Origin of the sequence: Kitasatospora purpeofusca (assembly GCF_000718025.1) — a bacterium.
Taxonomy (GTDB): domain Bacteria; phylum Actinomycetota; class Actinomycetes; order Streptomycetales; family Streptomycetaceae; genus Kitasatospora; species Kitasatospora purpeofusca.
In genome coordinates, this window is sequence record NZ_JODS01000001.1 from 77902 (window position 1) to 102737 (window position 24836).

The 24836-nt window shown below is 75.0% G+C and carries 19 protein-coding genes; 8 read left to right on the plus strand and 11 right to left on the minus strand.

What is annotated here, in order from left to right; all coding sequences use genetic code 11:
• Positions 1-7: 7 nt before the first annotated feature.
• The 4 genes from IF01_RS45115 to imuA' form a co-directional block, all read right to left on the minus strand.
• Positions 8-766, minus strand: a complete 759-nt coding sequence (locus IF01_RS45115) for a DUF4232 domain-containing protein (RefSeq protein ID WP_157855127.1) — start codon at positions 764-766, stop codon at positions 8-10.
• 55 nt (positions 767-821) lie between these two features.
• Positions 822-4109 (minus strand): error-prone DNA polymerase, encoded by a 3288-nt coding sequence (locus IF01_RS0100390; RefSeq protein WP_030391146.1) that lies wholly within the window; start codon positions 4107-4109, stop codon positions 822-824.
• Positions 4110-4193: 84 nt separating this feature from the next.
• Positions 4194-6242 carry a DNA polymerase Y family protein gene (locus IF01_RS49180; protein ID WP_051754781.1) on the minus strand — a complete coding sequence of 683 codons (2049 nt, stop codon included), beginning with the start codon at positions 6240-6242 and terminating at the stop codon, positions 4194-4196.
• 15 nt (positions 6243-6257) lie between these two features.
• Entirely contained in the window at positions 6258-7001 is a 744-nt protein-coding gene (gene imuA', locus IF01_RS41085) for a DnaE2-dependent mutagenesis accessory factor ImuA' (protein WP_157855128.1), read from the minus strand.
• A gap of 301 nt (positions 7002-7302) precedes the next feature.
• On the opposite strand from imuA', the gene IF01_RS0100405 reads away from it, so the two are divergent.
• Positions 7303-8289, plus strand: a complete 987-nt coding sequence (locus IF01_RS0100405; RefSeq protein ID WP_030391149.1) for an aldo/keto reductase — start codon at positions 7303-7305, stop codon at positions 8287-8289.
• 7 nt (positions 8290-8296) lie between these two features.
• Here the strand turns inward: IF01_RS0100405 and IF01_RS0100410 are convergent, their stop codons facing one another.
• Together IF01_RS0100410 and IF01_RS0100415 are read right to left on the minus strand one after the other, a co-directional pair.
• Positions 8297-8752 (minus strand): NUDIX domain-containing protein, encoded by a 456-nt coding sequence (locus IF01_RS0100410; RefSeq protein ID WP_030391150.1) that lies wholly within the window; start codon positions 8750-8752, stop codon positions 8297-8299.
• Positions 8753-8823: 71 nt separating this feature from the next.
• Positions 8824-9516 (minus strand): HAD family hydrolase, encoded by a 693-nt coding sequence (locus IF01_RS0100415; protein ID WP_030391151.1) that lies wholly within the window; start codon positions 9514-9516, stop codon positions 8824-8826.
• A 244-nt stretch (positions 9517-9760) separates the two neighbouring features.
• Here IF01_RS0100415 and IF01_RS43390 point away from each other — a divergent pair, with 244 nt between their 5' ends.
• Positions 9761-12061, plus strand: a complete 2301-nt coding sequence (locus IF01_RS43390; protein ID WP_051754782.1) for a serine/threonine protein kinase — start codon at positions 9761-9763, stop codon at positions 12059-12061.
• Positions 12062-12113: 52 nt separating this feature from the next.
• On the opposite strand, the gene IF01_RS0100425 is transcribed toward IF01_RS43390, so the two are convergent.
• Positions 12114-15248 carry an AfsR/SARP family transcriptional regulator gene (locus tag IF01_RS0100425; protein ID WP_051754783.1) on the minus strand — a complete coding sequence of 1045 codons (3135 nt, stop codon included), beginning with the start codon at positions 15246-15248 and terminating at the stop codon, positions 12114-12116.
• A gap of 185 nt (positions 15249-15433) precedes the next feature.
• On the opposite strand from IF01_RS0100425, the gene IF01_RS41095 reads away from it, so the two are divergent.
• Together IF01_RS41095 and IF01_RS0100435 are read left to right on the plus strand one after the other, a co-directional pair.
• Complete coding sequence (locus tag IF01_RS41095) at positions 15434-15898, plus strand: carboxymuconolactone decarboxylase family protein (protein ID WP_030391154.1); 465 nt, start codon at positions 15434-15436, stop codon at positions 15896-15898.
• A 67-nt stretch (positions 15899-15965) separates the two neighbouring features.
• Positions 15966-16640, plus strand: coding sequence for a DinB family protein (locus tag IF01_RS0100435; protein WP_078879594.1), 675 nt, complete (start codon positions 15966-15968; stop codon positions 16638-16640).
• A gap of 98 nt (positions 16641-16738) precedes the next feature.
• Here the strand turns inward: IF01_RS0100435 and IF01_RS0100440 are convergent, their stop codons facing one another.
• The 3 genes from IF01_RS0100440 to IF01_RS50810 all read right to left on the minus strand — a co-directional run bounded on the left by IF01_RS0100440 (position 16739) and on the right by IF01_RS50810 (position 18865).
• Complete coding sequence (locus IF01_RS0100440; RefSeq protein WP_037778695.1) at positions 16739-17131, minus strand: YciI family protein; 393 nt, start codon at positions 17129-17131, stop codon at positions 16739-16741.
• Positions 17132-17477: 346 nt separating this feature from the next.
• Complete coding sequence (locus tag IF01_RS0100445) at positions 17478-18260, minus strand: hypothetical protein (protein WP_030391157.1); 783 nt, start codon at positions 18258-18260, stop codon at positions 17478-17480.
• A 131-nt stretch (positions 18261-18391) separates the two neighbouring features.
• Positions 18392-18865 carry a MarR family winged helix-turn-helix transcriptional regulator gene (locus tag IF01_RS50810; protein WP_051741908.1) on the minus strand — a complete coding sequence of 158 codons (474 nt, stop codon included), beginning with the start codon at positions 18863-18865 and terminating at the stop codon, positions 18392-18394.
• A gap of 108 nt (positions 18866-18973) precedes the next feature.
• On the opposite strand from IF01_RS50810, the gene IF01_RS0100455 reads away from it, so the two are divergent.
• The 3 genes from IF01_RS0100455 (at position 18974) to IF01_RS0100465 (ending at position 22744) form a co-directional block, all read left to right on the plus strand.
• Positions 18974-20089, plus strand: coding sequence for a substrate-binding domain-containing protein (locus IF01_RS0100455; RefSeq protein WP_030391159.1), 1116 nt, complete (start codon positions 18974-18976; stop codon positions 20087-20089).
• 106 nt (positions 20090-20195) lie between these two features.
• Positions 20196-21728 carry an APC family permease gene (locus tag IF01_RS0100460; RefSeq protein WP_078879539.1) on the plus strand — a complete coding sequence of 511 codons (1533 nt, stop codon included), beginning with the start codon at positions 20196-20198 and terminating at the stop codon, positions 21726-21728.
• Positions 21725-22744 carry an acetamidase/formamidase family protein gene (locus IF01_RS0100465; RefSeq protein WP_030391161.1) on the plus strand — a complete coding sequence of 340 codons (1020 nt, stop codon included), beginning with the start codon at positions 21725-21727 and terminating at the stop codon, positions 22742-22744. The genes IF01_RS0100460 and IF01_RS0100465 overlap by 4 nt, the downstream gene beginning before the upstream one ends.
• A gap of 3 nt (positions 22745-22747) precedes the next feature.
• Here the strand turns inward: IF01_RS0100465 and IF01_RS0100470 are convergent, their stop codons facing one another.
• Positions 22748-23176, minus strand: coding sequence for an SgcJ/EcaC family oxidoreductase (locus tag IF01_RS0100470; protein ID WP_030391162.1), 429 nt, complete (start codon positions 23174-23176; stop codon positions 22748-22750).
• A gap of 466 nt (positions 23177-23642) precedes the next feature.
• Between IF01_RS0100470 and IF01_RS0100480 the strand changes: the two genes are divergently transcribed.
• Complete coding sequence (locus IF01_RS0100480) at positions 23643-24686, plus strand: isopenicillin N synthase family dioxygenase (protein ID WP_030391163.1); 1044 nt, start codon at positions 23643-23645, stop codon at positions 24684-24686.
• The last annotated feature ends 150 nt before the right edge of the window (positions 24687-24836 follow it).

Consider the following 24836-nt stretch of genomic DNA (forward strand, 5'->3'; position numbering starts at 1 on the left):
TGGGACCCTACCGCGCGGGCGCGGACCAGGGGGCGACGCCGAGCCGGCCGGTGGTGCCGAGGTCCAGGTCGGCCGGGACGGTCAGCCGGGGGCGGCCGGGGAGCGGGGCGACCTCCAGGTAGCGGCCGTTGTCGGAGGCCTTGTCGCCCGCGGTCACGGTGTTGCGCCAGACCAGCTGGAACTCGGCGTACTCGCGGGGCTGCAGGGTCAGCGACTTCGGCGCCGCGTCGAAGTTCGCCAGGGTGGCGATGCCGGCCGAGCCGCGCTTGACGGTGACGGCGAGCGGGGCGCGTTCGGCGTCCAGGACCCGGACGGCGGGGTGGCCGTTGAGGCTGTAGGGGCGGGTACCGCAGTTGGTCAGCCGGACCGGCAGCACCCGCAGGCCCATCGCGGCATCGGCCTCGCCGACGGTCAGGGCGACGCCTTCGGGGGAGCAGACGGGCGGCGGGGCCGGGGTGGCGCTCGGCGCGGAACCCGGCAGGGGCACCGCCCGGACGGGCCCCGGGGTGGACCCGGTACTCGCGGCGGGTGCGGGAGCAGACGTGACCGCAGGGGTCGGTGTGGGCGCAGGGGTCGGCGTGACCGCGAGGGGCGCGTCGCCGATGCTGCGCGCCGGTCCCGGCGCTCCCCCGCCCGCCCCGGTCGCCGGGGTGCTGCCGCATCCGGCCGTCGCGAGCACGCCCGCCGCGAGCAGCAGCCCCACCCGGACGGAGGTCCGGGAGACGACGGCGGACGGGGGTGGGGTCGGCGACGGCGTCGATTCCATGGGGACGATCATGGCACGAACCAATCCGGCGCCGTCACAGCCCGATCCGGCGCCCTCACAGCCCGATCCGCAGCGGGGCGAGCCGGGTGGCGACCAGATTGGTCGCGCCCCGGTCCCGTTCGATGTGCCCGTGCACCAGCAGTCCGGCCCGGTCGAGGGCGGTGCGGCGCTGGGACTCCCAGACCGGCCGGCTGCAGATCACATTGATCAGCCCGGTCTCGTCCTCCAGGCTGATGAAGAGCACCCCGCCCGCCGTCGGCGGCCGCTGCCGGTGGGTGACCAGGCCGCCGACCACCACCGCCGTCCCGTCCGGCACGTCCGGGAGCCGCTCCGCCGGGAGCGCGCCGCCGCGGTCCAGATGGGCGCGCAGGTGCTGGAGCGGATGGCTGCTCGCGGACGTCCCGGTGGCCCAGAGGTCGGCGATGGTCTCCTCGATCGGGGTCATCGCGGGCAGTTCCGGCGCCTCGGTGCCGGGCGTCGTGCCCGGGATGAGGTCCGCCGAGACGCCCGCGAACGCGCCCGCCGCCCAGAGCGCCTGCCGCCGCCCGAGCCCGAAGCAGCCGAACGCGCCCGCCGCCGCCAGCGCCTCCAGTCCCGGCGCCGGCAGGCCGGTCCGGCGGGCGAAGTCCTCCAGGTCCGCGTACGGGCGCCCGGCCGCGATCGCCTCGGCCTGCGCGGTGCCGATGCCGCGCACGGTGTCCAGGCCGAGCCGGATCGCGGGCTGCGGCAGGCCGGCGGTCAGCGGCGGCGCGGGCGTCGGCCCCCGGTACGGCTCCAGGGTGGGCGCAGGACCGCTGGCGTTGACGTCCACCCCGCGCACCCGCACGCCGTGCCGCCGGGCGTCCGAGATCAGGCTGAGCGGCGAGTAGAAGCCCATCGGCTGGTTGGCCAGCAGGGCGCAGGTGAAGGCCGCCGGATAGTGGTACTTGAGCCAGGCGCTGGCGTACACCAGATAGGCGAAGCTGATCGCGTGGCTCTCCGGGAAGCCGTAGTTGGAGAAGGCCTCGATCTTCACATAGACGTCCTCCGCCACCTGCTGCGGGATGCCGCGCTCGGCCATGCCGTCCAGCAGCCGTTCGCGCAGCCGGGCGACCCGTTCGTGGGAGCGCTTGGCGCCCATCGCCTGGCGCAGCCGGTCCGCCTCGGCGGGGGTGAACCCGGCGCAGTCGATGGCGAGTTGCATCATCTGCTCCTGGAACAGCGGCACCCCGAGGGTCTTGCCGAGCGCGTTCTCCATCAGCGGGTGCGGGCAGCCGGCCGGCTCCACCCCGGCCCGGCGGCGCAGGTAGGGGTGGACGGAGCCGCCCTGGATCGGGCCGGGCCGGATCAGCGCGACCTCCACCACCAGGTCGTAGAAGTGGTCCGGCTTGAGCCGGGGCAGGGTGGCCATCTGGGCGCGCGACTCGACCTGGAAGACCCCGACCGTGTCGGCCCGCCGCAGCATCGCGTACACGCCCTTGTCGTCGTCCGGGATGGTCGCCAGGTCGTAGTGCCGGCCGTGGTGGCGGGCGACCAGGTCACAGGTGTCGTGCAGCGCGGCGAGCATGCCGAGACCGAGCAGGTCGATCTTGACCAGCCCGGCGCCGGCCACCGACTCCTTGTCCCACTGCAGCACGGAACGCCCCGGCATCCGGGCCCACTCGGTCGGGCAGATCTCGGCGATCGGCTCCCGGGTGAGCACCATGCCGCCCGAGTGGATGCCCAGGTGGCGCGGCAGGCCGTGGAGCTGTCCGGCGAGCGAGAGCACGTCGGCGGGGATGACGGCGTCCTCGCCGGGCGGCGAGCGGAAGTCCGCCTGCCGGCTGAACGCGTCGACCTGCCCCTGCGGGTAGCCGAGCACCCGGGCGGCGTCGCGCAGTGCCAGCCGGGGCCGGTAGGTGATCACATTGGCCACCTGGGCGGCGTGCTCGCGCCCGTAGCGGCGGTAGACGTACTGGATGACCTCCTCGCGGCGGCGGTTCTCGATGTCGAGATCGATGTCCGGCGGCCCGTCCCGGGCGGTGGAGAGAAAGCGCTCGAAGAGCAGCTTGTAGTGCACCGGGTCGACGGCGGTGATCCCGAGCGCGAAGCAGACCGCCGAGTTCGCCGCCGAGCCGCGCCCCTGGCACCAGATGTCCTCGCGGCGGCAGAAGTCGACGATGTCGTGGACGATCAGGAAGTAGCCGGCCAGGTCGAGGTCCTCGATGACGTCCAGCTCGCGGGCGAGTTGGCGGCGGGCCGGACCGTTCGCCGGTCCGAACCGGGCCGGGCCGCCCTCGGCGACCAGTGCGCGGAGATGGCCGATCTCGGTGCGGCCGGGCGGGACGGGGTAGCCGGGCAGTTCCGGGTCCAGGCTCGCGAAGTCGAAGGCGCAGGCGCGGGCGAGGTCCACGGTCGCCTCCCGGACACCGGGGAAGCGGGCCAGCCGGGCCGCCATCTCACGGCCGGAGCGCAGATGGGCGGTGCCGGCGGCGGACGTCCAGCCCGCCGCACCGGCGAGGGTGCGGCGGTCGTGCAGGGCGGCCAGCCCCTGGGCGAGGCGGCCCTGGGCGGGGCTCGCGTGGTGGGCGTTGGTGGAGGCGACGGTGGCCAGGCCCAGTCGGGCCGCGAGCGCGGCGAGGGCGTCGTTGCGCAGGTCGTCGCCGGGGAGCCACTGGTCGATCAGCTCGACGTGGACGTTGTCCCGGCCGAACGCCTCGGCAAGGATGCGGAGTTGAAGCTCGGGGTCGGCGGTGGGAGCAGGAGTGCTGTCGGGCTCGGCCGCGCCGGCGGCGGCCAGGGCGGCCGGGACGCGGCCGAGGCGGCATCCGGTGAGCACCGCCCAGTGGCCGCCGTGCGCCTCGGCCAGGGCGGCGAAGTCGTAGACCGGCTTCCCCTTGGCCCCACCTGCCAGTTGGGCCGCCCCGATGACGGCGGAGAGGCGGCGGTAGCCCTCGGGGTCGCGGGCCAGCACGAGCAGGTGCTCGACACCGTCACCCATTTCCTGACGGAGCGTCAGTTCCGCCCCGAAGACGGTCGCCACGCCCGTGCCCCGGGCCGCCTCGGCGAACCTGACCACGCCGTAGAGGCCGTCGTGGTCGGTGAGCGCGAGCGCCTCGACCTCCAGTCGGGCGGCCTCGGCGACCAGCGCCTCGGGGTCGCTGGCGCCGTCCAGGAAGCTGAAGGCGGAGTGCACGTGCAGCTCGGCCCAGGCGGGCCCGGCGGCGGCCGGCTCGGCGGGGCGCGTGGCAGCGGCGGGGTCTGCGGGGTCGGCGGCCTTCGCCGTCGGGCCCGGGCGCAGCGGCACGACAGCGCCCCCGGCAGCGGCGGCCATGCGCCGGTGCAGCTCGCTCCAGGGGACGGAGGGATGACTGGTGAATCCCATCGGGGTGGTGCCTTCGATCTCTCGTTCGTTCTCCGGTCCCCCCGCTCGGTCCCCCCGCTCGGACGGCCCGCGTCGTCCGGGCCGTCAGTCGTACCCGGCCTCCACGAACCAGGCACCCCCCTCCACCGTGAGCAGCAGCGCCCGCCCGTCCGCCACCGTCACCTGGAACCGGGCCCGGCGGCGGGCCCGGGCCTGGTCCCACCAGTACTCGACGGCCGGCCAGGGCCCGGTCCAGCCCTCCACCGGCAGTTCCCGCCCGCGCACCGCCACGACGGCCGGCCGGGCCGACACCCCCGCCCGGCCGTCCACCGTCACCGCCCGCCCGGCCGCGTCCAGGACCGTCGCCGGTACCGGGACCCGGTGCACGACGGACGGCCAGACGTCCCGCAGCCCGCCGACCCGGCCCGGCCACGGCGCGTCGGCGGGCGCCGCCGGGTCGTACGGCTCGCCCCAGGGCACCCGGACCACCTGGTCGTCCGGCCCCCGTCCGCCGGCCGGCTCGATCCGGCGCAGTCCGGCGTGCCCGAGCACCGCCTGCACCCGGGCCACCGCGCGCTCCACCCGGTCGTCGGCCACCGCCTGTCCCCAGAGGGCGAGTTGGCGGCCCTGGTCGGGGGTGAGGTCGTCGGGGACGAGGCGCAGCGCGGTGAAGCCGCCCGGCTCGGGGCGGCTCTCACCGGGGTGGTCGTCCCCGGGGCGGCTCCCACCTGGGCTGATCCCACCTGGGCTGCTCTCGCCTGCCCGGTCGAACGTACCGGTGCTCTGCCAGGCCTGGAGCTGCCAGCGGACCCGTTCGGCGAGCGCCGTCGCCGAGAGCCGGCCCTCGTGCCGCCACAACCGGGCGACCGTCCGGCCGTCCGCACACACCACCTCGACGGCGACCCGCTGGCAGGTCAGCCCCGCCCCGGCGAGCCGCTGGTGCAGCCGCTCGGCCAGGGTCCGGGCGACGAACACCAGTGGCTCGGCGAGCGGCTCCGGCGGATCGAAGCGCTGCTCGACGGAGAGGTCCGGCCCTTCGGCACGCGGCACCAGCGGGCGCGGCTGCAGCCCCCGGGCCAGCCGGTGCGCCGTCGTACCGGTCGGGCCGAAGCGGTCGGCCACCGACTCGGCGGGCAGCGCGGCGAACGCCCCGACCGTGGGCAGACCCAGCCGGTCCAGCAGTTCGGCCAGCCCGGCGTCACCGAGCGCGGCCACCGGGTAGGGCGCGAGGAACTCCGCCGTCCGCCCGGCGGGGACCAGCACCCCGGCCCGGGCGGCGAGCACGGCGGCGAACAGGCCGTCGGCCACCCCGACCAGGCCCAGGGGCGGCGCGACCGCGGGGGGCGTGGGGGTTCCGGGCACTCCGGAGGTTCCGGGCGCTCCGGGTACCGGTTCCGACGGGGGCGCCGACGGATAGGCGGGCGGGCGCGCGAAACCGCCCCGGGCGCCGTCCCGGGCGGGCGGCGCGGCGGAGAACAGCTCCTCCACCCCGGCCGTCCGCCGCCGGACCCCGGCCCGCTCGGCATCGGCGGGGTGCGCGGGGGCGGCGGGGTGCGCGGGGGCGGCAGGACGCAGGGGGACGACCTCGGCCAGGCCGTCTCCGTCGCCGTGCCCTCTCTCCGTGCCCACCTCCCCGTCCGCCGGCTGCTCCTGGGGCCCGACCACCGCCGCCGTCACGGCCTCCGCGACCGCCGTCGCGACCACCGCCGTCGACACCGCCAGGGCAGCCGTGACCGCCGCCCGGACCTTCGCCGCCAGGGCCTCCTCCCCGCCGAAGTAGCGGGCCGGCCCCTTCACCGGGATCGCGCACAGCCCCGGGCGCAGCACCTCCACCCGAGGGGTGAACGCCTCCACCGCGGCGGCCACCGGTTCGAACCGCCGGGCCTCCGCCTCCGGGTCCCGGTCCCGCAGCTCCAGCGCCGGACAGAGCCGCTGGGCCAGCTTGAGCCGCTGCCCCTGCCGCACCCCGGCCGCCCGGGCCGCCGCCGAACAGGCCAGCACCCGGCCGCCCTCGACCACCGCCATCGGGGCGTCCCGGTCCTCCCCCGGACGTTCGACGGCCGCCACCGGCCAGTCCGGACACCACACCACCAGCACCCGGGGGGTGACCGCGCCACTCGCCCCGGTGGAGCCGGCGACCTCTTCGCCGGTCAACTCGCACCACTCATCTCACACCGCCGCCATGCGGTCGAGACCCGTTCCGGGCCCCGCCACCGCGTCCTCCCCCACCACGTCCGCCGTCCCGGCGCCGACCGTCTCCTCCACGGCCCGCACCGCACCGTGCGCGTCCGGCAGCCAGAGCCTGGCCGCCCGCCCGCGCACCGCCGAGCCGCGCCCCTCGGCCACCACCTCCACCTGCCGCCCGGTGAGCTGCCCGTGCCCGTCCCCCAGCCCGAACCAGCGCCCGGACCGCACCCCCAGCCGCAGCCCGGCCCCCGGCCACGGCCCGGCCACCAGCAGCACGCAGCCGCTGCGCCGAAGGACGGCGGCCAGGCGGGCGGCCAGGTTCGGCGGGACCGGGCCGTCCGGGCGCAGCATGATCAGTTCGACGGCGCCGGCCAGCACCGACACCACCTCGGCCCAGTGCGGGCCGGGATCGTCGGCCACCAGCAGCCGTCGCAGGTCCAGCCCGTACCCGGCGGCCGCGGCCAGCCCGAGGTCGGGCAGCCCGACCGCCGCCGCCCACCCGCCGTCGGTCTCCCGCACCCCGGCGGCCAGCGCCAGCAGCAGCCCGGCGTCCCCGCCGGCCACCGACACCGCCGTCCCCCGCCGAAGCCCGCCCTCCGGCAGCACCCCGCGCAGCGCGGGGACCACCGGCAGCAGCCCCCGCCCGGGGGCAGCGGACGACGCCACCGGCCGGAGCGCGGGCTGCCGCTCGGCGGCGGATTCGAAAACAGATTCGATAACGGGCACACCCCCAGGATCGAACATCTGTTCGCAAAGATTCAAGTCCGATTCCCCCACCCCACCCGTCACCCTCCGTGACCACCTCGGCCGGCAGGCGCCCCTCCGGGCCCCTGGGACCCCGGAAACCGCCCAGAAGGAAAAGCACGGGCCGCGCGGCGATCACTGCGACGGGTACGCAACCTCACCGAGCCCGTCGAGCTGCGGCGGGGCGACCCAGGGCTCCGCTTCCACTCCCGCATTGACTTCGAGCGCACTCGAACACCTAGCGTCCGGGGCAGACGAGGATTCGAGCTCAGGAGGCAGCAGCATGACCGACATCCCCACCCGGAACCTGGGCAGCCTGGCGGTCTCCGCACAGGGGCTGGGGTGCATGGGCATGAGCCACGGCTACGGCGCCTCGGACGACGCGCAGTCGGTCGCGACGCTGCACCGCGCCCTCGACCTCGGGGTGACCCTGCTGGACACCGCCGACTTCTACGGGGCCGGACACAACGAGGAACTGATCGGCCGGGCCGTCGCCGGGCGGCGCGACGAGGTGGTGATCGCCACCAAGTTCGGCTTCGCCAACCGGCTGGGCGAGCCCACCCTGATCCGCGGCGACGCCGCCTACGTGCGGCAGGCGTGCGAGGCGTCGCTGCGCCGGCTCGGAGTCGACCACATCGACCTCTACTACCAGCACCGGGTCGATCCGCAGGTGCCGATCGAGGAGACCGTCGGCGCCATGGCCGAGCTGGTGCGGGCCGGGAAGGTGCGCCACCTCGGGCTGTCGGAGGCGGCCGCGCACACCGTCCGGCGGGCGCACGCGGTGCACCCGATCACCGCGCTGCAGAGCGAGTGGTCACTGTGGACCCGCGACCTGGAGGCGGAGACCGCCCCGCTCTGCCGCGAGCTCGGCATCGGCCTGGTCCCGTTCTCCCCGCTCGGGCGCGGCTTCCTGACCGGCCGGTACAGCTCGATGGAGGGGCTGGCCGAGACCGACGTACGGCGCAGCCAGCCGCGCTTCACCGACGGCAACCTCGAACGGAACCTGGCGATCGTCGCGAAGCTGGAGGAACTGGCCTCGGCGAAGGGGGTCACCACCGGCCAGCTCGCGCTGGCCTGGGTGCAGCACCGGGGCGAGGACGTGGTGCCGATCCCCGGCACCCGGCGGCAGCGCTACCTGGAGGAGAACCTCGCGGCCCTGGGCGTCGAGCTGTCCCCCGAGGACCTCGCCGCCGTCGAGGCCGCCGCACCGGCCGGGCAGGTCGCGGGCACCCGCTACGACAAGACCAGCCTCACCTTCGTCGACAACTGACCTGCGGTCAGCGGGCCGCCGCGAAGTGGGCCAGGGTCTCGGCGAGTTGGGAGTGCCGGGGCTCGGGCAGGGCGTCCGGGGCGAACCAGTCGAGGGCGTCGAACTTGTGCGGCTCGCCGATGACGACCCGGGCGGGGTCCACCTCGACGGCGAACAGGACCGCGACCCAGTGCGAGACCGGGTCGCCGCGCAGGATGTTGCGCACGCCCAGGGTCTCGACGGCCAGGGCCTCGGTGCCGTACTCCTCCAGGACCTCGCGCCGCACGGCCGACTCGAAGGACTCGCCGTGCTCCAGGGCCCCCGCCCCGGTGTCCCAGGTGCCCGGCTCGTCCCGGGCGCCGGCGCTGCGCCGGGCCAGCAGGATGCGGCCGTTGCCGTCGTGGCAGACGAAGACGCAGGACACCGTGGGGGCGGTGAGCGCCCGTTCGGCGGGGCGTCCGGTCGGGGTCGGGGCGGGGTTCATGCGGTGGTTCCTCCGGAGGCGGAATCGGTCCGAAACGGTCGTGAACAGTCGGAAGAAGCGCTGAGAAGTGCTCAGAAGTGGTCGAGCAGCTCGCGGAAGGCGCGCAGGTGCAGCACCGCCTCGTCGGCCGGGTCCAGCTCGCTGTGTTCGAGCACCCAGGTGTGGTCGTTGGGGATGAAGACGGCGTTCATGCCCGCGGCCCGCGCCGGCAGGATGTCCGACTTCGGCGAGTTGCCGATCATCCAGCTGTCGGCGGGGGTGAGTCCGTGCGCCGCCACGAAGCCCCGGTAGGTCGCGACGTCCTTCTCCTCGACGATCTCGATCGCCCGGAAGTGGTGCGCCAGCCGGGAGGCGTCGATCTTGCGCCGCTGCTCCTCCGGATTGCCCTTGGTCAGCATCAGCAGGGTGTGCCGGCCGCCGAGGACGGCGAGGGTCTCGGCGACGTCCGGAATGAGCTCCACCCGGTGGTCGGCCAGGACGGCGGCCAGTTCCTCGATCTCGGCGAGCTCCTGGCCGGTGGCCGGCCTGCCGCGCAGCTTCTCCACGCAGTCGCCGAGACTGCGCAGCAGCATCCGGCTGCCGTACCCGTGGGTGACGGCGTTGGCCCGCTGGACGTCGTCGAGCACGGCCCGCAGCCGGACCCGGTCGAGCGTGGGGTGCCGGAGCCAGTCCAGGTAGTCGTGGATGACGCGCTCGAACAGCACGTTGTTCTCCCACAGCGTGTCGTCCGCGTCGAAGACGAGTACCTGTCCGTTGCGTTGCATCGAAGCCCCCGAGGGTCACCTGACCGGTCGTCCGCGACCCTAATCGGAACCGCATCCGCCCGCCTCGGATTTTCCGGCCGGGCGGAGGTACCGGCGAGCCGTCGGGGCAGCCCGAAAGGGAACTTTCGGTGACCACGCCAAGTCGGTGTTTATTCTCTGCTGACAGGGTCGGGTCGGCGCGACCGAGGCCCGACCCGGGCCCCCTGGCGGCGGACGCGACGACGGAACGAGGTCGAGGAGAATCATGCGTGGCACCACACTCGGTGACCGCTACCGACTGGTCGAATGGCTCGGCGGCGGCTCGATGGGCGATGTCTGGCTCGCCGAGGACCAGGTGCTCGACCGCCGGGTGGCTGTCAAGATCCTGAAGCCCGCGCTGCTGGACGAACCCGGCTTCGCGGAGCGGTTCCACGACGAGGCCCGGGTGATGGCCCGGTTGCGGCACCCCGGCATCGTCGGCGTGCACGACTTCGGCCCCGGCCGGACGGCCGAGGACGTGCCGTCCTGGGGCGCGCCGACGGCTCCCCCCACCCGCCCGGTCGCCTACCTGGTCATGGAACTGATCACCGGCGAGCCGCTGAGCACGGTGCTGGAGCGGCGCGGCCCGCTGACCGTCCTGGAGACCCTGGGCCTGGCCCTGGAGGTGCTGGCCGCGCTGCAGGCGGCGCACGAGGCCGGCATCGTCCACCGGGACATCAAGCCGGCCAACCTGATGGTCCGGGACGGCCACGTGGTCATCACCGACTTCGGCATCGCCCGCCCCGGCTGCGACGCCCGGCTCACCGTGCCCGGGATGGTGCTCGGCACCGCCGCCTACCAGGCCCCGGAGCAGGCCTCCACCGGCACGGTCACCGCCTCGGCGGACCTGTACGCACTCGGGGTCGTCCTCTACGAGTGCCTGACCGGGCGGCTGCCGTTCGAGGGCGAGACCGCCCTCGAACTGATCCTCAAGCACCTGACCGACCCGGTGCCGCCGCTGCCGGCGGAGGTCCCGGCCCCGGTCCGGGCCGTGGTCGAGGGGGCCATGGCGAAGGATCCGGCCCTGCGCTGGCCGGACGCCGCCGCGATGGCCTCGGCCGTCCGGGCGGCGCTGGCCGGGGAACCGGTCGCGGGTCCGCCGCCCACCGGAACCCTGGGCGGCGCGGCGGCCGGAGCGGCCGCGGTACTCGGATCGAGAGGAACGGGGACGGGGACAGGAACGGGGAGGGGGACGGGCGCCCGGGCCGGCGCGGGTACCGGCACGCGGACGCTCGGCCGGGTGGTGTTCGACCCGGCCGGGTCGATCGGCACCGGGTCGCTCCTGGCCGGCACCGGGCCGCATCCGCTCGGGACTGCGGCGCGCGAACTGCTCCTGGTGGAGACCGTCGCCCCACCGAAGCGTGCGACCGGATGGCGGGCGACGCTCTTCGGCAGCCGCCGCCGGACCCTGCTCGCGACGGGCGCGGCCGTGCTGTGCTGCGCCGTCACCGCCGGCACGGCCGTCGTACTGCACCAGGACGGGAAGCGGGCCGACGTCGTGGCGGGGGCGGCCGCCGCGGGAGCGCCGGGCGACCCCGTCCGGGCGGACCCGCTGTCGGCGGCCTCGGCCGGCCCGGCCTCCGACCCGGGCGCGGCCTCGCCCTCCCCCGCCGCCCCCTCGCCTTCCGCCTCCCTCCCGCCCGGCATACCGGGCGCCCAGCTCCCCGAGGCCGGTGTCGGCGCCGGAGCGGTGGGCGGGGCGGGTGCCGGAGCGGTCGGCGGAGCCGGGGGCCCGGTGGCCGGATCGACGGGCGGTCCCGCGAGCCGGGACACCGCGCCGAACGCCTCCGGCGCCACGGCCCCCGGAGCACCCGGCGGTCCCGCCGCTCCCCAGGCCCCGGGCTCGGCGGCGGGCGGACCGGGCACCCCCGGCACCGCCGCCACGAACCCGCCCGAGCGACCGTCGACACCCTCCGACCCCGTCTACACGGCCGCCCCGCCGCCGGGCGACCCGGCCTACACCACCGCGCCGCGCCGGACCGTCCCCCCGGCGTACACGACCTCCACGCTGCCGCCCGCCCCGGTGTACACGCCGCCGGCGCCGTACACACCCCCGGCGTACACCGCGGGCCCGCCCTACTCGACACCGCCGATCAAGCCGCCGACCCAGCAGCCCGGCCCGCTGCCCCCGCGCGCCCGGCTCTCCAACGCCGGGGCCGTGCTCTACAACCTGGCGTCCGTGGACCGGGACGGCAACCCGGTGGTCGTCGTTCGGGACGACGGCGGCCCCGGCGGCGTGTGGCAGCTGGCCGCGCGGGCCGGGGGCGGGTACTCCCTCCTCAACGGCTCCAGCCGGTTCGCCAAGGTCCTGGACCTGGAGGAGAGCCATGCCCTGACCAGGCTGTCCCAGCCGGTGCCCGACCGGACGAACCAGGCCTGGACGTTGGTCCCGGTGTCCGGCGGCTATCTGCTGGGCGTCCTGGGGGATGCGCTGCACTGCCTGTCCGCGGTCGGTCCGAACACGCCCGCCATGCTCCGTACCTGTGAGGCCTCCGCCGACCAGATCTGGACGGTCACCGCGGCCTGACCCCGCCCCCCGGCGGTGCCGGGCCCTCCCTCCCCGCACCCGGCCCGACGGCTCAGGCCGGGAGCCAGGAGGGCCAGCGCCGCCGGGGCAGCCCCGTCGGGTGGTCCTGGCCGAGCAGGGGCACCAGGCGTTCGGCCTCGGGCGAGCCGATCGGGGCCAGGATGTCGTGCGCCTCGGCCCAGCAGGCCCGGGCCCGCGCCCGGACCTCGGCCGACACCGGATCGTCGGCCGGCACCGGATCGTCGGCCGTACTCGGCAGCACTCCGGCGCCCGGGGAGCCGGCCGCCCCCGGGCCGTCGGCCAGGGCGTCGCCGAGTGCGGCCAGGGCCAGACCGCGGCCCCGGTGGTCGCCGTCGAGGGTCAGCGCCTCGACGGCGCGTTCCGCCGCCTCGACCGCCTCCGGGCCGCGCCCGGCCGCGCGCAGGGACTCGACCAGCCGCAGCAGGATCCGGCCGGTGCGCCGGTGGTCGGCCGGGTCGGTCAGGGCCAACGCGGCCCGCCGGTGGGAGACCGCCCCGTCGTGGCGGCCGAGGTCGTGGGCGATCGATCCCAGCGCCTCCCGGGCCCGGGCCTCCAAGGCGTGGTCGGCCAGTTCATGACTGACCAGCAACGACTGGTCGATCACCCGGCCCGCCGCGTCGTAGCGCCCCTGCCCGGCGAACGCCCCGGCCAGGTCGAGCAGTTCGGCGGCCAGCGCCCGCCGGTCCCCGGACCGCTCCCGGACCGCGATCGCCGCCGAGAAACCGGCCACCGCCTCCTCCGCCCGGCCGAGTTGGACGAAGCAGGCCGCGAGCGAGCCGTGCGCCAGGGCGAGCAACGGCTCCGGCAGCCCGTGCGCGGTGCACAGGTCGCGGGCCCGGAGCAGTTCGGAGAGCGCGGAGGACGCGGAGCCGACCTCGGTCAGCAGCCGGCCGAGCACCAGTCTGGCCCGGGCCTCGGCGGTGCGGTCGCCCTGCTCCAGGGCCGAGCGCAGCAGGGCGTTGGCGGCGTGCCCGAGCGGCCGGGCGGCACGGCCGGAGTCCACCGACAGGCAGACGCCCAGGAGGAGTTCGGCGAGGCGGTCGAGTGAGGGCGCCGCCCCGGCGGCCGGGCGCGGCAGCTTCGCGCACTGGCTCACCAGCGCGCCGACGGCCACGCAGTCCCCGGCTACGGCCGCCGGGATGCTGGGGCCGGCCGTCACCCTCGCGTGGTGGTGGTCCACCAACCGGGCCAGCACATCCAGTCGCTCCGCCTCCGCCTCCGCCTGCGCCTCTGCCCCTGCCTCTGCCCCTGCCGCCCCCTCCGCCTGCACCCCGGCGGCGTCGCCGCGACCGAGCCGCTGGGCGAACGCCCGCAGCAGATCGTGGTAGCGGTAGCGGTCCGGGTTCGCCGCGATCTCCAGCATCGAACAGTCCACCAGGGACTCGGCGAGCTCCTCGGCCGCGGCCGCCGGCCGGTCCAGCACCGCGGCCACCTCCCCGGGCGACAGGTCCGGCACCTCCGGAACCGCCAACAGCCGGAACGCGCGCGCCTGTTCGGCGTCCAGCTGGTCGAAGCCGAACCGGAACGAGGGCTCCACGGCGAGGTCCCCGGCCCGCAGCGCGTCCAAGCGGTAGCGGTCGCCGCCGAGTTGCTCCACCAGCCGGGCGATGCTCCAGCCCGGACGGCAGGCCAGCCGGGCCGCGAGGATCCGCACCGCCAGCGGCAACTGCCCGCAGAGGCGCACGAGTTCGCGGGCCGCGTCGGGCTCGGCCGTGACCCGCTCGCCGCCCACCGTCCGGCTCAGCAGGGTGACGGCCTCGTCGGCGGACAGCACCGCCAGTTCGGTGAAGCGGGCGTTGGGCAGCGCCCCGATCCGGGTCCGGCCGGTGATCAGGACGGCGCAGCCCGGGCTGCCCGGCAGCAGCGGCCGGACCTGTTCCGCGTCGCGCGCGTTGTCGAGCAGTACGAGAACCCGCCGTCCGGACAGCAACGAGCGGTAGCGGGCGGCACGTTCGGCCAGGCCCGTCGGGATCGCCCCGCCGACCACGCCGAACGAGCGCAGGAAGACCGCCAACGCGTCCTCGGGCCGGGTCGGACGGCCGTCGGTGCCGTGCAGGTCGAGATGGAGCCGGCCGTCCGGGAACTCCCCGGCGAGGTCGTGCGCGACCTGCACGGCGAGCGCGGTCTTGCCGACCCCGCCCATGCCCGCGACCGCCGCCACGGGCACGCAGCCAGGCTCCCGCAGGGCGGCTCGCAGCGCTTCGGCCTCCGCCTCCCGGCCGGTGAAATCGGCTACGGCGGCCGGGAGTTGGTCGGGAACGAGCAGAGCGGCCGGATCCGCCCCGGCCGGCCCGGCGGCCTCCCCCGGGAGCGTCGGCGCGACCTCCCCGGCGGCGATGTCCCGGACAGCGGGCACCGTAGGCGTCCGGACGACGGGCACCGTGAGCGTCCGGTCCGCCGCGAGGATCCGCCCGTGCAGCTCGCGCAGGCCCGGGCCGGGCGCGACGCCCAGTTCGGTGCGCAGCCGGCGGTCCGCCGCGCGGTACGCCTCCAGCGCGTCCGCCTGCCGTCCGGAGCGGTACAGCGCGAGCATCAGCAGTTCGGAGAGGCGCTCGCGCAGCGGGTGCTCCTCGACCAGGGCTGTCAGTTCGGCGACCGCCCCGGTCCACCGGCCGCCCACGGTCCCGCGCGCGGCCCCGGCCTCCGCCTCGGCCTCCAGGCGTGCTTCCAGGACGGCGAGCCGCCGTTCCTCCCACTCCCGGCGCCGGCGCTGCACATAGGGTCCGGGCACCCCCGACATCGGTTCGCCCCGCCAGAGCGCCAGCGCCGCCCGCAGTGCGGTGGCGGCCTCGGCGGGCCGCCCGTCGGAGCGCAGCATCCGCGCCCGGGCCACCAGGTTCTCGCACCGGGCGGTGTCGAGGCCGTCGTGGTCGGCCACCAGCAGGTAGCCGCCGCCGAGCGAGGTCAGCACGTCCGGACCGAGGACCCGGCGCAGCCGGTGCACATACGTCCGGATGACGCCGTGGGCGCTGGCCGGCGGCTCGTCGCCCCACAGGTCGTCGATCAGCTGGCCGCCCGACACCTGCCGGCCCGACCGGAACAGCAGGGACAGCAGCAGCCCCTGCTGCTGCGGCGAACCGAGCGGCAGTTCCTCCCCGTCCCGCAGCGCGCGCACCGGCCCGAGCACCTCGAACCCCAGCCCGCCGGACCCCCCGACCTGGCCCACCTACCGACTCCCCCCACACCGGAACGACTCCCCCGTCCGCATGATAACCATCGGCATCCGCCCTGCTCAGATCGGCGGAACCCGGCGACCCGCCGCGCCGGTGGGAAAGGTTGACCTTGAGTGCACTCCAAGTCGTACGGTCGGCGGCACCGCACACCGAGGACCACCAGGGAACGGAGACCCCCATGAGCACCGACAGCACCAACAGCAGCGAGAGCACCAGCACCGAGAGCACCGGCGCCGAGACCGCCAGCACCAGGCAGGAGCGGTTCGACCGGGGCCTGGCCGTCCTCACCGCCGTCGACGGCGAGGCCGGACAGCGGGTGATCGACGCGCTCGCCGACGTGCACCCCGAACTCGCCCACCAGATCGTCGCCTGGGGCTTCGGCGAGATCTACAGCCGCCCCGGGCTGCAGCCCCGCGACCGGCAGCTGGTGACCCTGGGCATGCTCACCGCGCTCGGCGGCTGCGAACCGCAGCTGGAGGTCCACCTCAACGCCGCCCTCAACGTCGGCCTCACGCCCGCCGAGATCACCGAGGTGCTGCTGCACTCCACCGGCTACTGCGGCTTCCCGAAGGCCCTGAACGCCACGTTCGTCGCCAAGAAGGTCTTCGGCGAGCGCGGGCTGCTGCCCGTCGGGGCGCAGTGAGGGCGGCCCGGCCCCGCCGCCGGAAAATCCGGTGAACGGACCGGGCGGCGGCGGAAGACTGGCCGCCATGACCGAAACCAGGACCGACGCCGAGACCAAGACCGACGCCGAGACCAGGACCGCGACCAGGACCGAGACCGCCCCTCCCGCGGAGGCGTTCAAGAAGGACCTGCGGACCTACCTCCAGGACGCCAGGGACGCCCTGCTGTGGAAGCTCGAAGGGCTGTCCGAGTACGACGTCCGCCGCCCGCTGACACCGACCGGGACCAATCTGCTGGGGCTGGTCAAGCACGCGACGGCGGCGGAGGCCCTCTACTTCGGGGAGACCTTCGGCCGGCCCGTCGAGGCTCCCCGGCCGTGGATCACCGGGGACGCCGAACCGAACGCGGACTTCTGGGCGACCCCCGAGGAGAGCCGGGAGCTGATCGTCGGCCAGTACCGCGCGGCCTGCGCGCACGCGGACGAGACCATCGCCGCGCTGCCGCTGGACGCCGTCGGGCGGGTGCCGTGGGGCGACCGCAGTGCGGTGACGCTGCACCACAGCCTGGTCCACATGACCGCCGAGACCCAGCGGCACGCCGGACACGCCGACATCGTGCGGGAGCTCGTCGACGGCACGACCGGGCAGCGCCGGGACGGCGAGAACACGGCTCCGGGCGACGAGGCCTGGTGGGCGGCCCACCGGGCCCGGGTCGAGCGGGCCGCCCGGACGGCGGCGGAGAGCGCGGCGGGGCGGTCCTGACACCCCGCGGACGGCGCGGCCGGGCCGCGCCGTCCGGACGGGGGGTCCGGACGGGCTGCCCCCAGGACCCGGCCGGACCGGCGTTCACACGTCGGCGCTCACACCTCGACCGGCGGCTCCGACATGATCCGGCGCACCTCGACCGGCATGTCGAGCGGCTTCCCCTCCGGCCCGGGGGCGGCCGAGACCTTGGCCGCGACCTCGATCGCCCGCTGCTGGGTGGCGCAGTCCACGATCCACCAGCCGGCCACCCACTCCTTGCTCTCCGCGAACGGCCCGTCGGTGACCACCGGCACGCCGCCGCCCTGGGCCCGGACGATCCGGGCGGTCTCCGGCATGTCCAGGCCCTGGGCGTCGACGAGTTCGCCGGTGCCGGCCAGCTCGGCGTTCAGGTCCCGCATGTACTGGACGTGGATCCGGACGTCCTCCAGCGGCCAGTCCTCGACCTTCGGGAAGTCGACGTCCTTCTTGCTGAACTGCATCAACAGCATGTACTTCACGGTTGCGCTCCTCGTTCGTGGTGGGCCTGCACCGAGGGGTCGGAGCCGGCCGCACGGTCTCGACATCGCCGGCCGGAATTCCGGGAAAAATCATTCCACCGCACCTGCGCGGTACCGGCATCGGCCGACCGCCGGCCGGGGAGCGGCCCTTCCGGCCTTCCGTGCAGCCACGTGCGCGTGCCGGTGACGGAGACGGGTCCGAGGGACAGCAGGTTCAGCGGGACGCGCTCTACGAGGGATGTCGACCCGGAACTGCAGGGTTCCGTTCTCGTTCTCCGGACGGGGAGGCGCAGCCGCCCGGCCGGCACACCCCCAGGCGCCCACCGGCCCGGGCAGGTCAGGCGGCGCCCTTCGCCGGGAGATCGCCGTCGACGACCGACCCCGCGGGCACGGCGGGCAGGACGACCGGCACGTCGTAGTCGGTGAAGTCGAGGGTCATCTTCTTCCCCGCGGACTCGCCCCACCCGTCCTCCATCCGCAGCGGCACCATGGCACCCTCCGCTGCAAGGTGGGCGGTGAAGGCACCCTCCTCAGTGGAGCTCAGCTGGACGCCCATGCTCGCCCGGCCGGCGACCGTACCGGGCTCGCCGGCCAGCGCCTGCCACGAACCGTTCGGATCGCCGAAGGCCGTCAGCCCGGCCAGGTCGCAGAGGTCGGCCATGGAGGAGTACTCCGACCCCGCGGGGATCTTGAACCAGCGGTCCCGGTAGCGCTCGGCGACCGCCGCGCCCCGCATCGCGGTGAGCGTCGCGGCGCTCGGCCGGAACAGCGTCGTCCCCTCGGTGCGCAGGATCTCGAACTGGCCCGCGCTCTCGACATCGGCCTTGAGCTGGCACTGGCCCGTCCGGTCGGCGACCATCTGGACGCCGGTCCTCCGGCCGCTGTCCTCGTCGACGACGAATCCTGTCACCCGCAGCGAGGACGCCTTGCCGTACGCCTCCCGCCCCTTGTCCAGCAGGCGCTTCCCGGTCATCGAGGCGACCCGCTCGGTCGGGCTGGGCGAGGCCGGGCTCGACGCGGCAGCGGCAGCGGTGGAGTCCTTGGCGTCGTCACAGGCCGTCGCGGTGAGGGCCAGACCCAGAGCGGCGAGAGCCGCGGCGACGGCACGGTTGGCAGGCATGAACGATTCTCCCGGGGCGCGGAAAGCTGATTCGACCCCGCACAATGCAGGCCGGGCCGCCGGTTCGTCAAACGCCGTCCCCGCAGGTCACGGTGGGGTCCGGGCCGGGCAGGCGCCCGGTCAGGCCCTGGTCAGGCGCCGGTGAGGTGGCGCAGGAGGGGGCCCGGGTCGGGGGTGCCGCAGGCGGTGCGGACGGCGGCGTCGTGGGCGGCGGCGAGGGCGTCGAGGCGTTCGAGGCGGATCAGGCCGCGCCGGGAGAGGTGAGCGGTGATCCGGCGGCGGTCCTGCTCGTCCTGGCGGCGGTAGGCGAGGCCGGCCTCGGTGAGGGCGTCGACGATGCGGCTGAGGCTGGCCTGCGGGATGAGCAGCGCCTGGGCGAGGTCGCCCATCGAGCGGCCGGCGTCGTCGGTGAGGCACCGCATGACCCGCCACTGGTCCAGGGTGCAGCCCTCGGCCTCCAGTCGGGCGGCCAGGTCGCGGGACAGCCGGCGCTGGGCGAGGGTGAGGAGTTCGATCAGCAGCGGCTCGTCGACGGCGGCGGGGGCCGGGGTACCGGGGGTGGAGGCGGCGGGGGCCGAGGTGTCGGGGGTGGCTGGTGGTGTCATGGCCGTCTCGCTCTCCCCGTCGCTCTTCCCGCGGCCGGTCCTGTCGTCCCGCCCGGCCTCGCCGGGCCCGCTTGGCCGGACCGGCTGCCATGACGATACTCGCAAGCCATGGGCGCCGACGTGAAGCTGCTGGAGCCACTCGACGCGCTGTACCTCCCCCGTGAGGCACCGGCGCTGAGGGTGGGCCTGGTCGTGCCGCAGTCCGGCCCGCTCGGCCTGACCGGGCCCTCGGCGCTGGACGGCGCGCTGCTGGCCGCGCACGAGGTGAACACCGGCGGCGGTGTGCGCGGCCGGCCGCTGGAACTGGTGCTGGTGGACGGCGGCGGCCCGCCGGAGGCGGTGGCCCGGGAGGTGGCGCAGCTGCTGGACGCCGGCGCGGTGGACACGGTGGCGGGCTGCCACTCCAGCGATGTGCACCGGGCCGTGGAGGCGGTGACCACCGGGCGGGCGGCGTACGTGTTCACCCCGCCGCACGAGGGCGGGACGCGGCTGCCGGGCGTCCTGTGCACCGGGGTGGAGCCGGCCCGCCAGCTGGCCGGGGTGGTCGAACGGCTCACCGGGCAGCACCGGCTGCGCCGTTGGGCGCTGGTCGGAAACGACTACATCTGGCCCCGCTCCGTGCACCGGACGGCCGGGTCGGCGGTGGCGCGGGCCGGGGCGCGGGTGGTGCTGGACCGGCATCTGCCGTTCGGGACCACCGAACGGGGACTGGAGCCGCTGCTGGACGCGCTGCGGACGCTGCGGGCAGACGCGCTGCTGCTGAGCCTGATCGGCGCCGACCTGGTGCGGTTCAACCGGGCGCTGCGCCGCACCGGCCTGGACCGGCGCCTGGTGCGGCTGTCCGGCGCGCTGGAGGAGAACAGCCTGCTCGCGTACGGCGGGGACACCACAGGCACGCTGTACGCCGCGATGCCGTCGTTCGTGAGCCTCGGGGAGGAGCGGCGGGTGCGGCTGGCCGAGCGGCACCGGGCGGTGTTCGGCCCGTACGCGCCGGTACTGGACGCGTACGCGGTGGGCCTCTACGACGGGCTGCACCTGGTGGCGGCACTGGCGGCACGCGGGGAGCTGGTCGCGGACGGGGGGCTCGCGCGGGCGGCGGCGCGCCTGCTGTGCGGGGAGGGCCCGGCGGTGCGGCGGGCGTGGGCGCGGGCCCCGCTGGGACCGGCCCGGGAGGGGGTGCACCTGGCGCGGGCGGAGGGCCTGGGGTTCACCGTCCTGCCGTGAACGGTGGAGTACCCGGGCGACCTCCCGCGAAAACCCTTCCATTTGGAAATAACTGGCTCTAGTGTCTCCCACCACCACCCCGGGTCGTCACGGAAGCGAGCCCCCCATGTCCGAAGCACCCGCCCCGCCCTCCGGCCCGTCCGGCCCCACCAGCCCGTCCGCGCCCACCAGCCCGTCAGCGCCCGCCGACCCCTCCACGCCGGCCGACCCCTCCGGACCCGCCGGCATCGAGGGCTACGGCTACCGGCAGGAGCTGCGCCGCTCCCTGCGCTTCACCGACCTGCTGGTCTACGGCCTGGTCTTCATGGTGCCGATCGCCCCCTTCGGCATCTTCGGCAGCGTCTTCCAGGGCTCGGGCGGCATGGTCGCCCTGGCGTACGGGCTCGGGATGGTGGCGATGATGTTCACCGCCCTCTCCTACGCCCAGATGTCGCGGGCCTTCCCGATGGCCGGCTCGGTGTACACCTACGCCGGGCGCGGCATCGCGGCCCCGGTCGGCTTCCTGGCCGGCTGGATGATCCTGCTGGACTACGTCCTCGTCCCCGGCCTGCTGTACCTGATCGCCGGTGTGGCGATGAACTCCCTGGTGCCGGCCGTCCCGGTCTGGCTGTGGCTGGTCGGCTTCGTGCTGCTCAACACCGCCGTCAACTACCTGGGCGTCGAGATGACCTCGAAGGTCAACAAGGTCATGCTGGTGGGCGAGTTGCTGGTGCTGCTGGTCTTCGTCGGCTTCGGCCTGGCGGCGCTGGCCGCCGGCAAGGGACGCGGCTTCGACTTCACGCCCGTCTACAACTCCCAGACGTTCTCCTGGAGTCTGGTGTTCGGCGCAGTCTCGGTGGCGGTGCTGAGCTTCCTCGGCTTCGACGGGATCTCCACCCTCTCCGAGGAGAACCGGGACTCCACCCGGGCCATCGGCCGCTCGATGATCGCCGCCCTGCTGCTCGCCGGTTCGCTGTTCATCGCCCAGACCTGGATCGCCTCCCTGCTCGTCCCGGACCCGAACGCGCTGATCACCGAGGGCGATCCGGACGGCACCGCCTTCTACGACGCGGCCCGGGTCGCCGCCGGCGGCTGGCTCGCCACCGTGACGGCCGCCGCCACCGCCGTCGCCTGGGGCTTCGCCAACTCCCTGGTGGCCCAGGCCGCCACCTCCCGGCTGCTGTACGCGATGGCGCGGGACCGGCAGTTGCCCGCCTTCCTCGCCAGGATCCACCCGACCCGCCGCGTCCCGGTGAACGCCACCCTGCTGACGGCGGGCGTCTCGCTCGTCCTCGGCCTCTGGACGGCCTCGCGCGAGGACGGCATCACCCTGCTGTCCACGCTGGTGAACTTCGGCGCGCTGACCACCTTCCTGGTCCTGCACGTGTCCGTGGTGGTGCACTACCTGGTGCGGCGGCGCAGCCGGGACTGGTGGCGCCATCTGCTCGCCCCGGCCGCCGGATTCGCCATCCTGGCGTACGTGGTCGTGAACGCGGACATCGCCGCCCAGCGGCTCGGCTTCGTCTGGCTGGCGATCGGCGGGCTGGTCCTGGCCGGACTGATGCTCTCCGGCCGCCGGCCGAACCTGACGGCGGTCGCCGACTCGCCCTCGCCCGATTTCCCGACCTCCGACTCGCCCCTCAGCAAGGAGAACCAGTGAGCCTCCCCGACGTCGTCACGCTCTCCCCGACCCCCGACGAGTACGCCTACACCTTCGGCGGACGCGCCCCCCTGGTGACCGTCCGACCGGGCACGATCGTCGAGTTGACCACCGAGGACTGCTTCGGCGGCCGGGTCCGGGGCTCCGGCGACCTGCCGAGCGAGGTCTGCGAGTTCCCCTACCTCAACCCGGTGACCGGACCGATCGCGGTGGCCGGCGCCGAGCCCGGCGACACCCTCGCGGTGCACTTCGTGGAGATCACCCCGGCCCGGGACTGGGGGATCTCCAGCACCTTCCCGCACTTCGGCGCGCTCACCGCGACCCACAGCACCGCGATGCTGCACGCCCCACTGGAGGAGCGGGTCTGGGTGTACGAGCTGGACCGGGCGGCCGGAACCTGCCGGTTCCGGGCCCGGGTCGGGGACTTCACCGTCGACCTGCCGCTCGATCCGATGCACGGCACGGTCGGTGTCGCCCCGGCCGGCGGCGAGACCCTGATGTCGATCACGCCCGGCGCGCACGGCGGCAACCTCGACACCCCCGAGATGCGGGCCGGGGCCACCGCCTACTTCCGGGTCAACGTGCCCGGCGGCCTGCTGGCCGTCGGCGACGGCCACGCCCGCCAGGGCGAGGGCGAGGTGTGCGGCACGGCGGTCGAGACGGCGATGCGCACCACGGTCGTGGTCGACCTGATCAAGGGCGGCGGGCCCGCCTGGCCCCGGCTGGAGGACGACCGCTATCTGATCTCCACCGGTTCGGCCCGCCCGCTGGAGGACGCCTTCCGGATCAGCCAGCACGATCTCGTCGGCTGGACCGGGGAGTTGCTCGGCCTGGACACCCTGGACGCCTACCAGCTGGTCAGCCAGGCCGGGCTGGCCCCGGCGGCCAATGTGTGCGACACCAACTACACCATGGCCGCCAAGCTGCCCAAGTCCCTGCTGGGCCGGAGCCGGGCGTACGACGGCCTGCACGACCGGCTCCGGGCGACCGCGGCCGCCCACCTCCGGCACCGGTAGCCCTTACTGCTCCGGGACCACCACGGTGTTCTGATTGGCCGTCAGCAGCCAGCGGCCGTCCTCCTTGGCCATCACGTACAGCGGGCTGCCCTCGTCGCCGACCTGCTCGCCGGCGGCGTCGAGGTACCGCTGGCGGACCTTGACGGCGGCGACGTCGGGGCGGAGGAAGAACACGTGCGCCACCTCGTAACTGGCGGTCCGGCCGGTGCCGGCGAAGGCCCCGGGGAGCACCTTGCGGGTGAACTCGGCGATCGCGTCCCGGCCCAGGAGGACCTTGCCGTGCCCGGTGGTCCAGATCGCGTCCTCGCGGAAGAGGTCGATGAACACCTCCGGGAGTTCGTTGATCTGCGCGTGCTGGACGGTGGCGACAACCTGCTGGATGGCGGCGATCTCGGCCTCGACGGAACCGGCGTTCATGAGTGCGTTGTTCATGGGGACAATCATGGAAGTTGAAGCCCGCTTGAGGTCAAGCCCCGCCCGGGGCGGCGCCCGGCCGGACGCCCGACCGGATGCACGGCCGGATGCACGGCCGGGAAATGTCCGAGGCGGCTCCGGCCGGGAACACCGCCGCCCGGCCCCTTGCCGGGACGGCGCGGTGGGAGCACTATCTCGGCATGCCCATGCCATAGAACCCCGCCCCCGGCGCCACCACCCGAACGGTTGATCTAGGCTGGTGACGTGCTCATACTCGTTCGCCGTCGCCACGTGGACCTGCTCCGCGTGACCAGCATGTCCTGTCGACGCTCCAGCTGAACCTCGCACCCCACCCTCAGCGCGGCCCCCACCGGCCGCGTCCCCCCTCCCCGGCCCCGGGCACATCCGCCGCACCAGGCGCGCGTCCCCGGCATTCCCGGTCACCACCGGAGCCGGCCGGGACGAGACCCAGCGGATGTCATCCATGTCGCAGCAGCACCCCACCACCTCCTCGGCCACCCTCCCGACCACCGAGGACGCCCTCCCGGTGATCGACCTCTCGCTCGCCCACGGCAGCCCGGCGGACCGCACCCGGCTGCACGACGCGCTCCGGGCCGCCGCCACCGGTGTCGGCTTCTTCCAGCTCGTCGGCCACGGGGTCACCCCGGCCGAGACGGACGCCCTCACCGACGCCATGCGGGCCTTCTTCACCCTCCCCGAGGCCGACCGCCTCGCCGTCGCCAACCTCAACTCGCCGCACTACCGCGGCTACACCCGCACCGGCGACGAGCGCACCGGCGGCAGCCAGGACTGGCGCGACCAGCTCGACATCGGCGCCGAACTGCCCCCGCACGTCCCCGCCCCGGGCGAGCCCGCCTACTGGTGGCTGGAGGGCCCCAACCAGTGGCCGACGGCCCTGCCGGAGCTGCGCGACGCCGCCCTGAACTGGATCGACCGGCTCGGCTCCGTCGCCCGCACGCTACTGCACGAGCTCCTCACCGCGATCGGCGCCCGCCCGGAGTTCTACGACTACGCCTTCGCCGGCCACCCGCACCTGCGGCTCAAGCTGGTCCGCTACCCGGGCACCGCCCCGGACGGCGCCGGCCAGGGCGTCGGCGCCCACAAGGACTACGGCTTCATCACCCTGCTCCTCCAGGACACCGTGGGCGGCCTGCAGGTGCAGCGCGCCGACGGCTCCTTCCTGGACGTCCCGCCGATGCCGGGCGCCTTCGTGGTCAACCTCGGCGAACTGCTGGAGGTCGCCACCGACGGCTACCTGAAGGCCACCAGCCACCGCGTGGTCAGCCCGCCCGGCGCCCGCGAGCGCTACTCCGTCCCGTTCTTCTACAACCCGCGCCTGGACGCCCACATCGAGCCGCTGGACTTCCCGCTCGCCCACCACGCCCCCGGCGCCACCCAGGACCCGGCCAACCCGCTCTACGCCGACTTCGGCTTCAACGAGTGGAAGGGCTACACCCGCGCCCACCCCGAGGTCACCCGCCGCCACCACCCCGACCTCGCCGCCTGAGGCCGGACCCGGTCCGCCCTGCTCCACCGCGTTCCACTCCGGCGCGCGCCCACTCCGACGGGCGCGCGCCGAAACATATCCAAATATCGTTGCAATAAATAATCTCAGTTGTTTTTTGAATTCATAAATCGCTGGCTTTTCGATCAGTAA

Coding starts and splice junctions, on each gene's coding strand:
- IF01_RS45115 (WP_157855127.1), bottom strand. CDS start 766: ATGGAATCGACGCCGTCGCCGACCCCACCCCCGTCCGCCGTCGTCTCC.
- IF01_RS0100390 (WP_030391146.1), bottom strand. CDS start 4,109: ATGGGATTCACCAGTCATCCCTCCGTCCCCTGGAGCGAGCTGCACCGG.
- IF01_RS0100405 (WP_030391149.1), top strand. CDS start 7,303: ATGACCGACATCCCCACCCGGAACCTGGGCAGCCTGGCGGTCTCCGCA.
- IF01_RS0100410 (WP_030391150.1), bottom strand. CDS start 8,752: ATGAACCCCGCCCCGACCCCGACCGGACGCCCCGCCGAACGGGCGCTC.
- IF01_RS0100415 (WP_030391151.1), bottom strand. CDS start 9,516: ATGCAACGCAACGGACAGGTACTCGTCTTCGACGCGGACGACACGCTG.
- IF01_RS43390 (WP_051754782.1), top strand. CDS start 9,761: ATGCGTGGCACCACACTCGGTGACCGCTACCGACTGGTCGAATGGCTC.
- IF01_RS41095 (WP_030391154.1), top strand. CDS start 15,434: ATGAGCACCGACAGCACCAACAGCAGCGAGAGCACCAGCACCGAGAGC.
- IF01_RS0100435 (WP_078879594.1), top strand. CDS start 15,966: ATGACCGAAACCAGGACCGACGCCGAGACCAAGACCGACGCCGAGACC.
- IF01_RS0100440 (WP_037778695.1), bottom strand. CDS start 17,131: ATGCTGTTGATGCAGTTCAGCAAGAAGGACGTCGACTTCCCGAAGGTC.
- IF01_RS0100445 (WP_030391157.1), bottom strand. CDS start 18,260: ATGCCTGCCAACCGTGCCGTCGCCGCGGCTCTCGCCGCTCTGGGTCTG.
- IF01_RS50810 (WP_051741908.1), bottom strand. CDS start 18,865: ATGACACCACCAGCCACCCCCGACACCTCGGCCCCCGCCGCCTCCACC.
- IF01_RS0100455 (WP_030391159.1), top strand. CDS start 18,974: ATGGGCGCCGACGTGAAGCTGCTGGAGCCACTCGACGCGCTGTACCTC.
- IF01_RS0100460 (WP_078879539.1), top strand. CDS start 20,196: ATGTCCGAAGCACCCGCCCCGCCCTCCGGCCCGTCCGGCCCCACCAGC.
- IF01_RS0100470 (WP_030391162.1), bottom strand. CDS start 23,176: ATGAACAACGCACTCATGAACGCCGGTTCCGTCGAGGCCGAGATCGCC.
- IF01_RS0100480 (WP_030391163.1), top strand. CDS start 23,643: ATGTCGCAGCAGCACCCCACCACCTCCTCGGCCACCCTCCCGACCACC.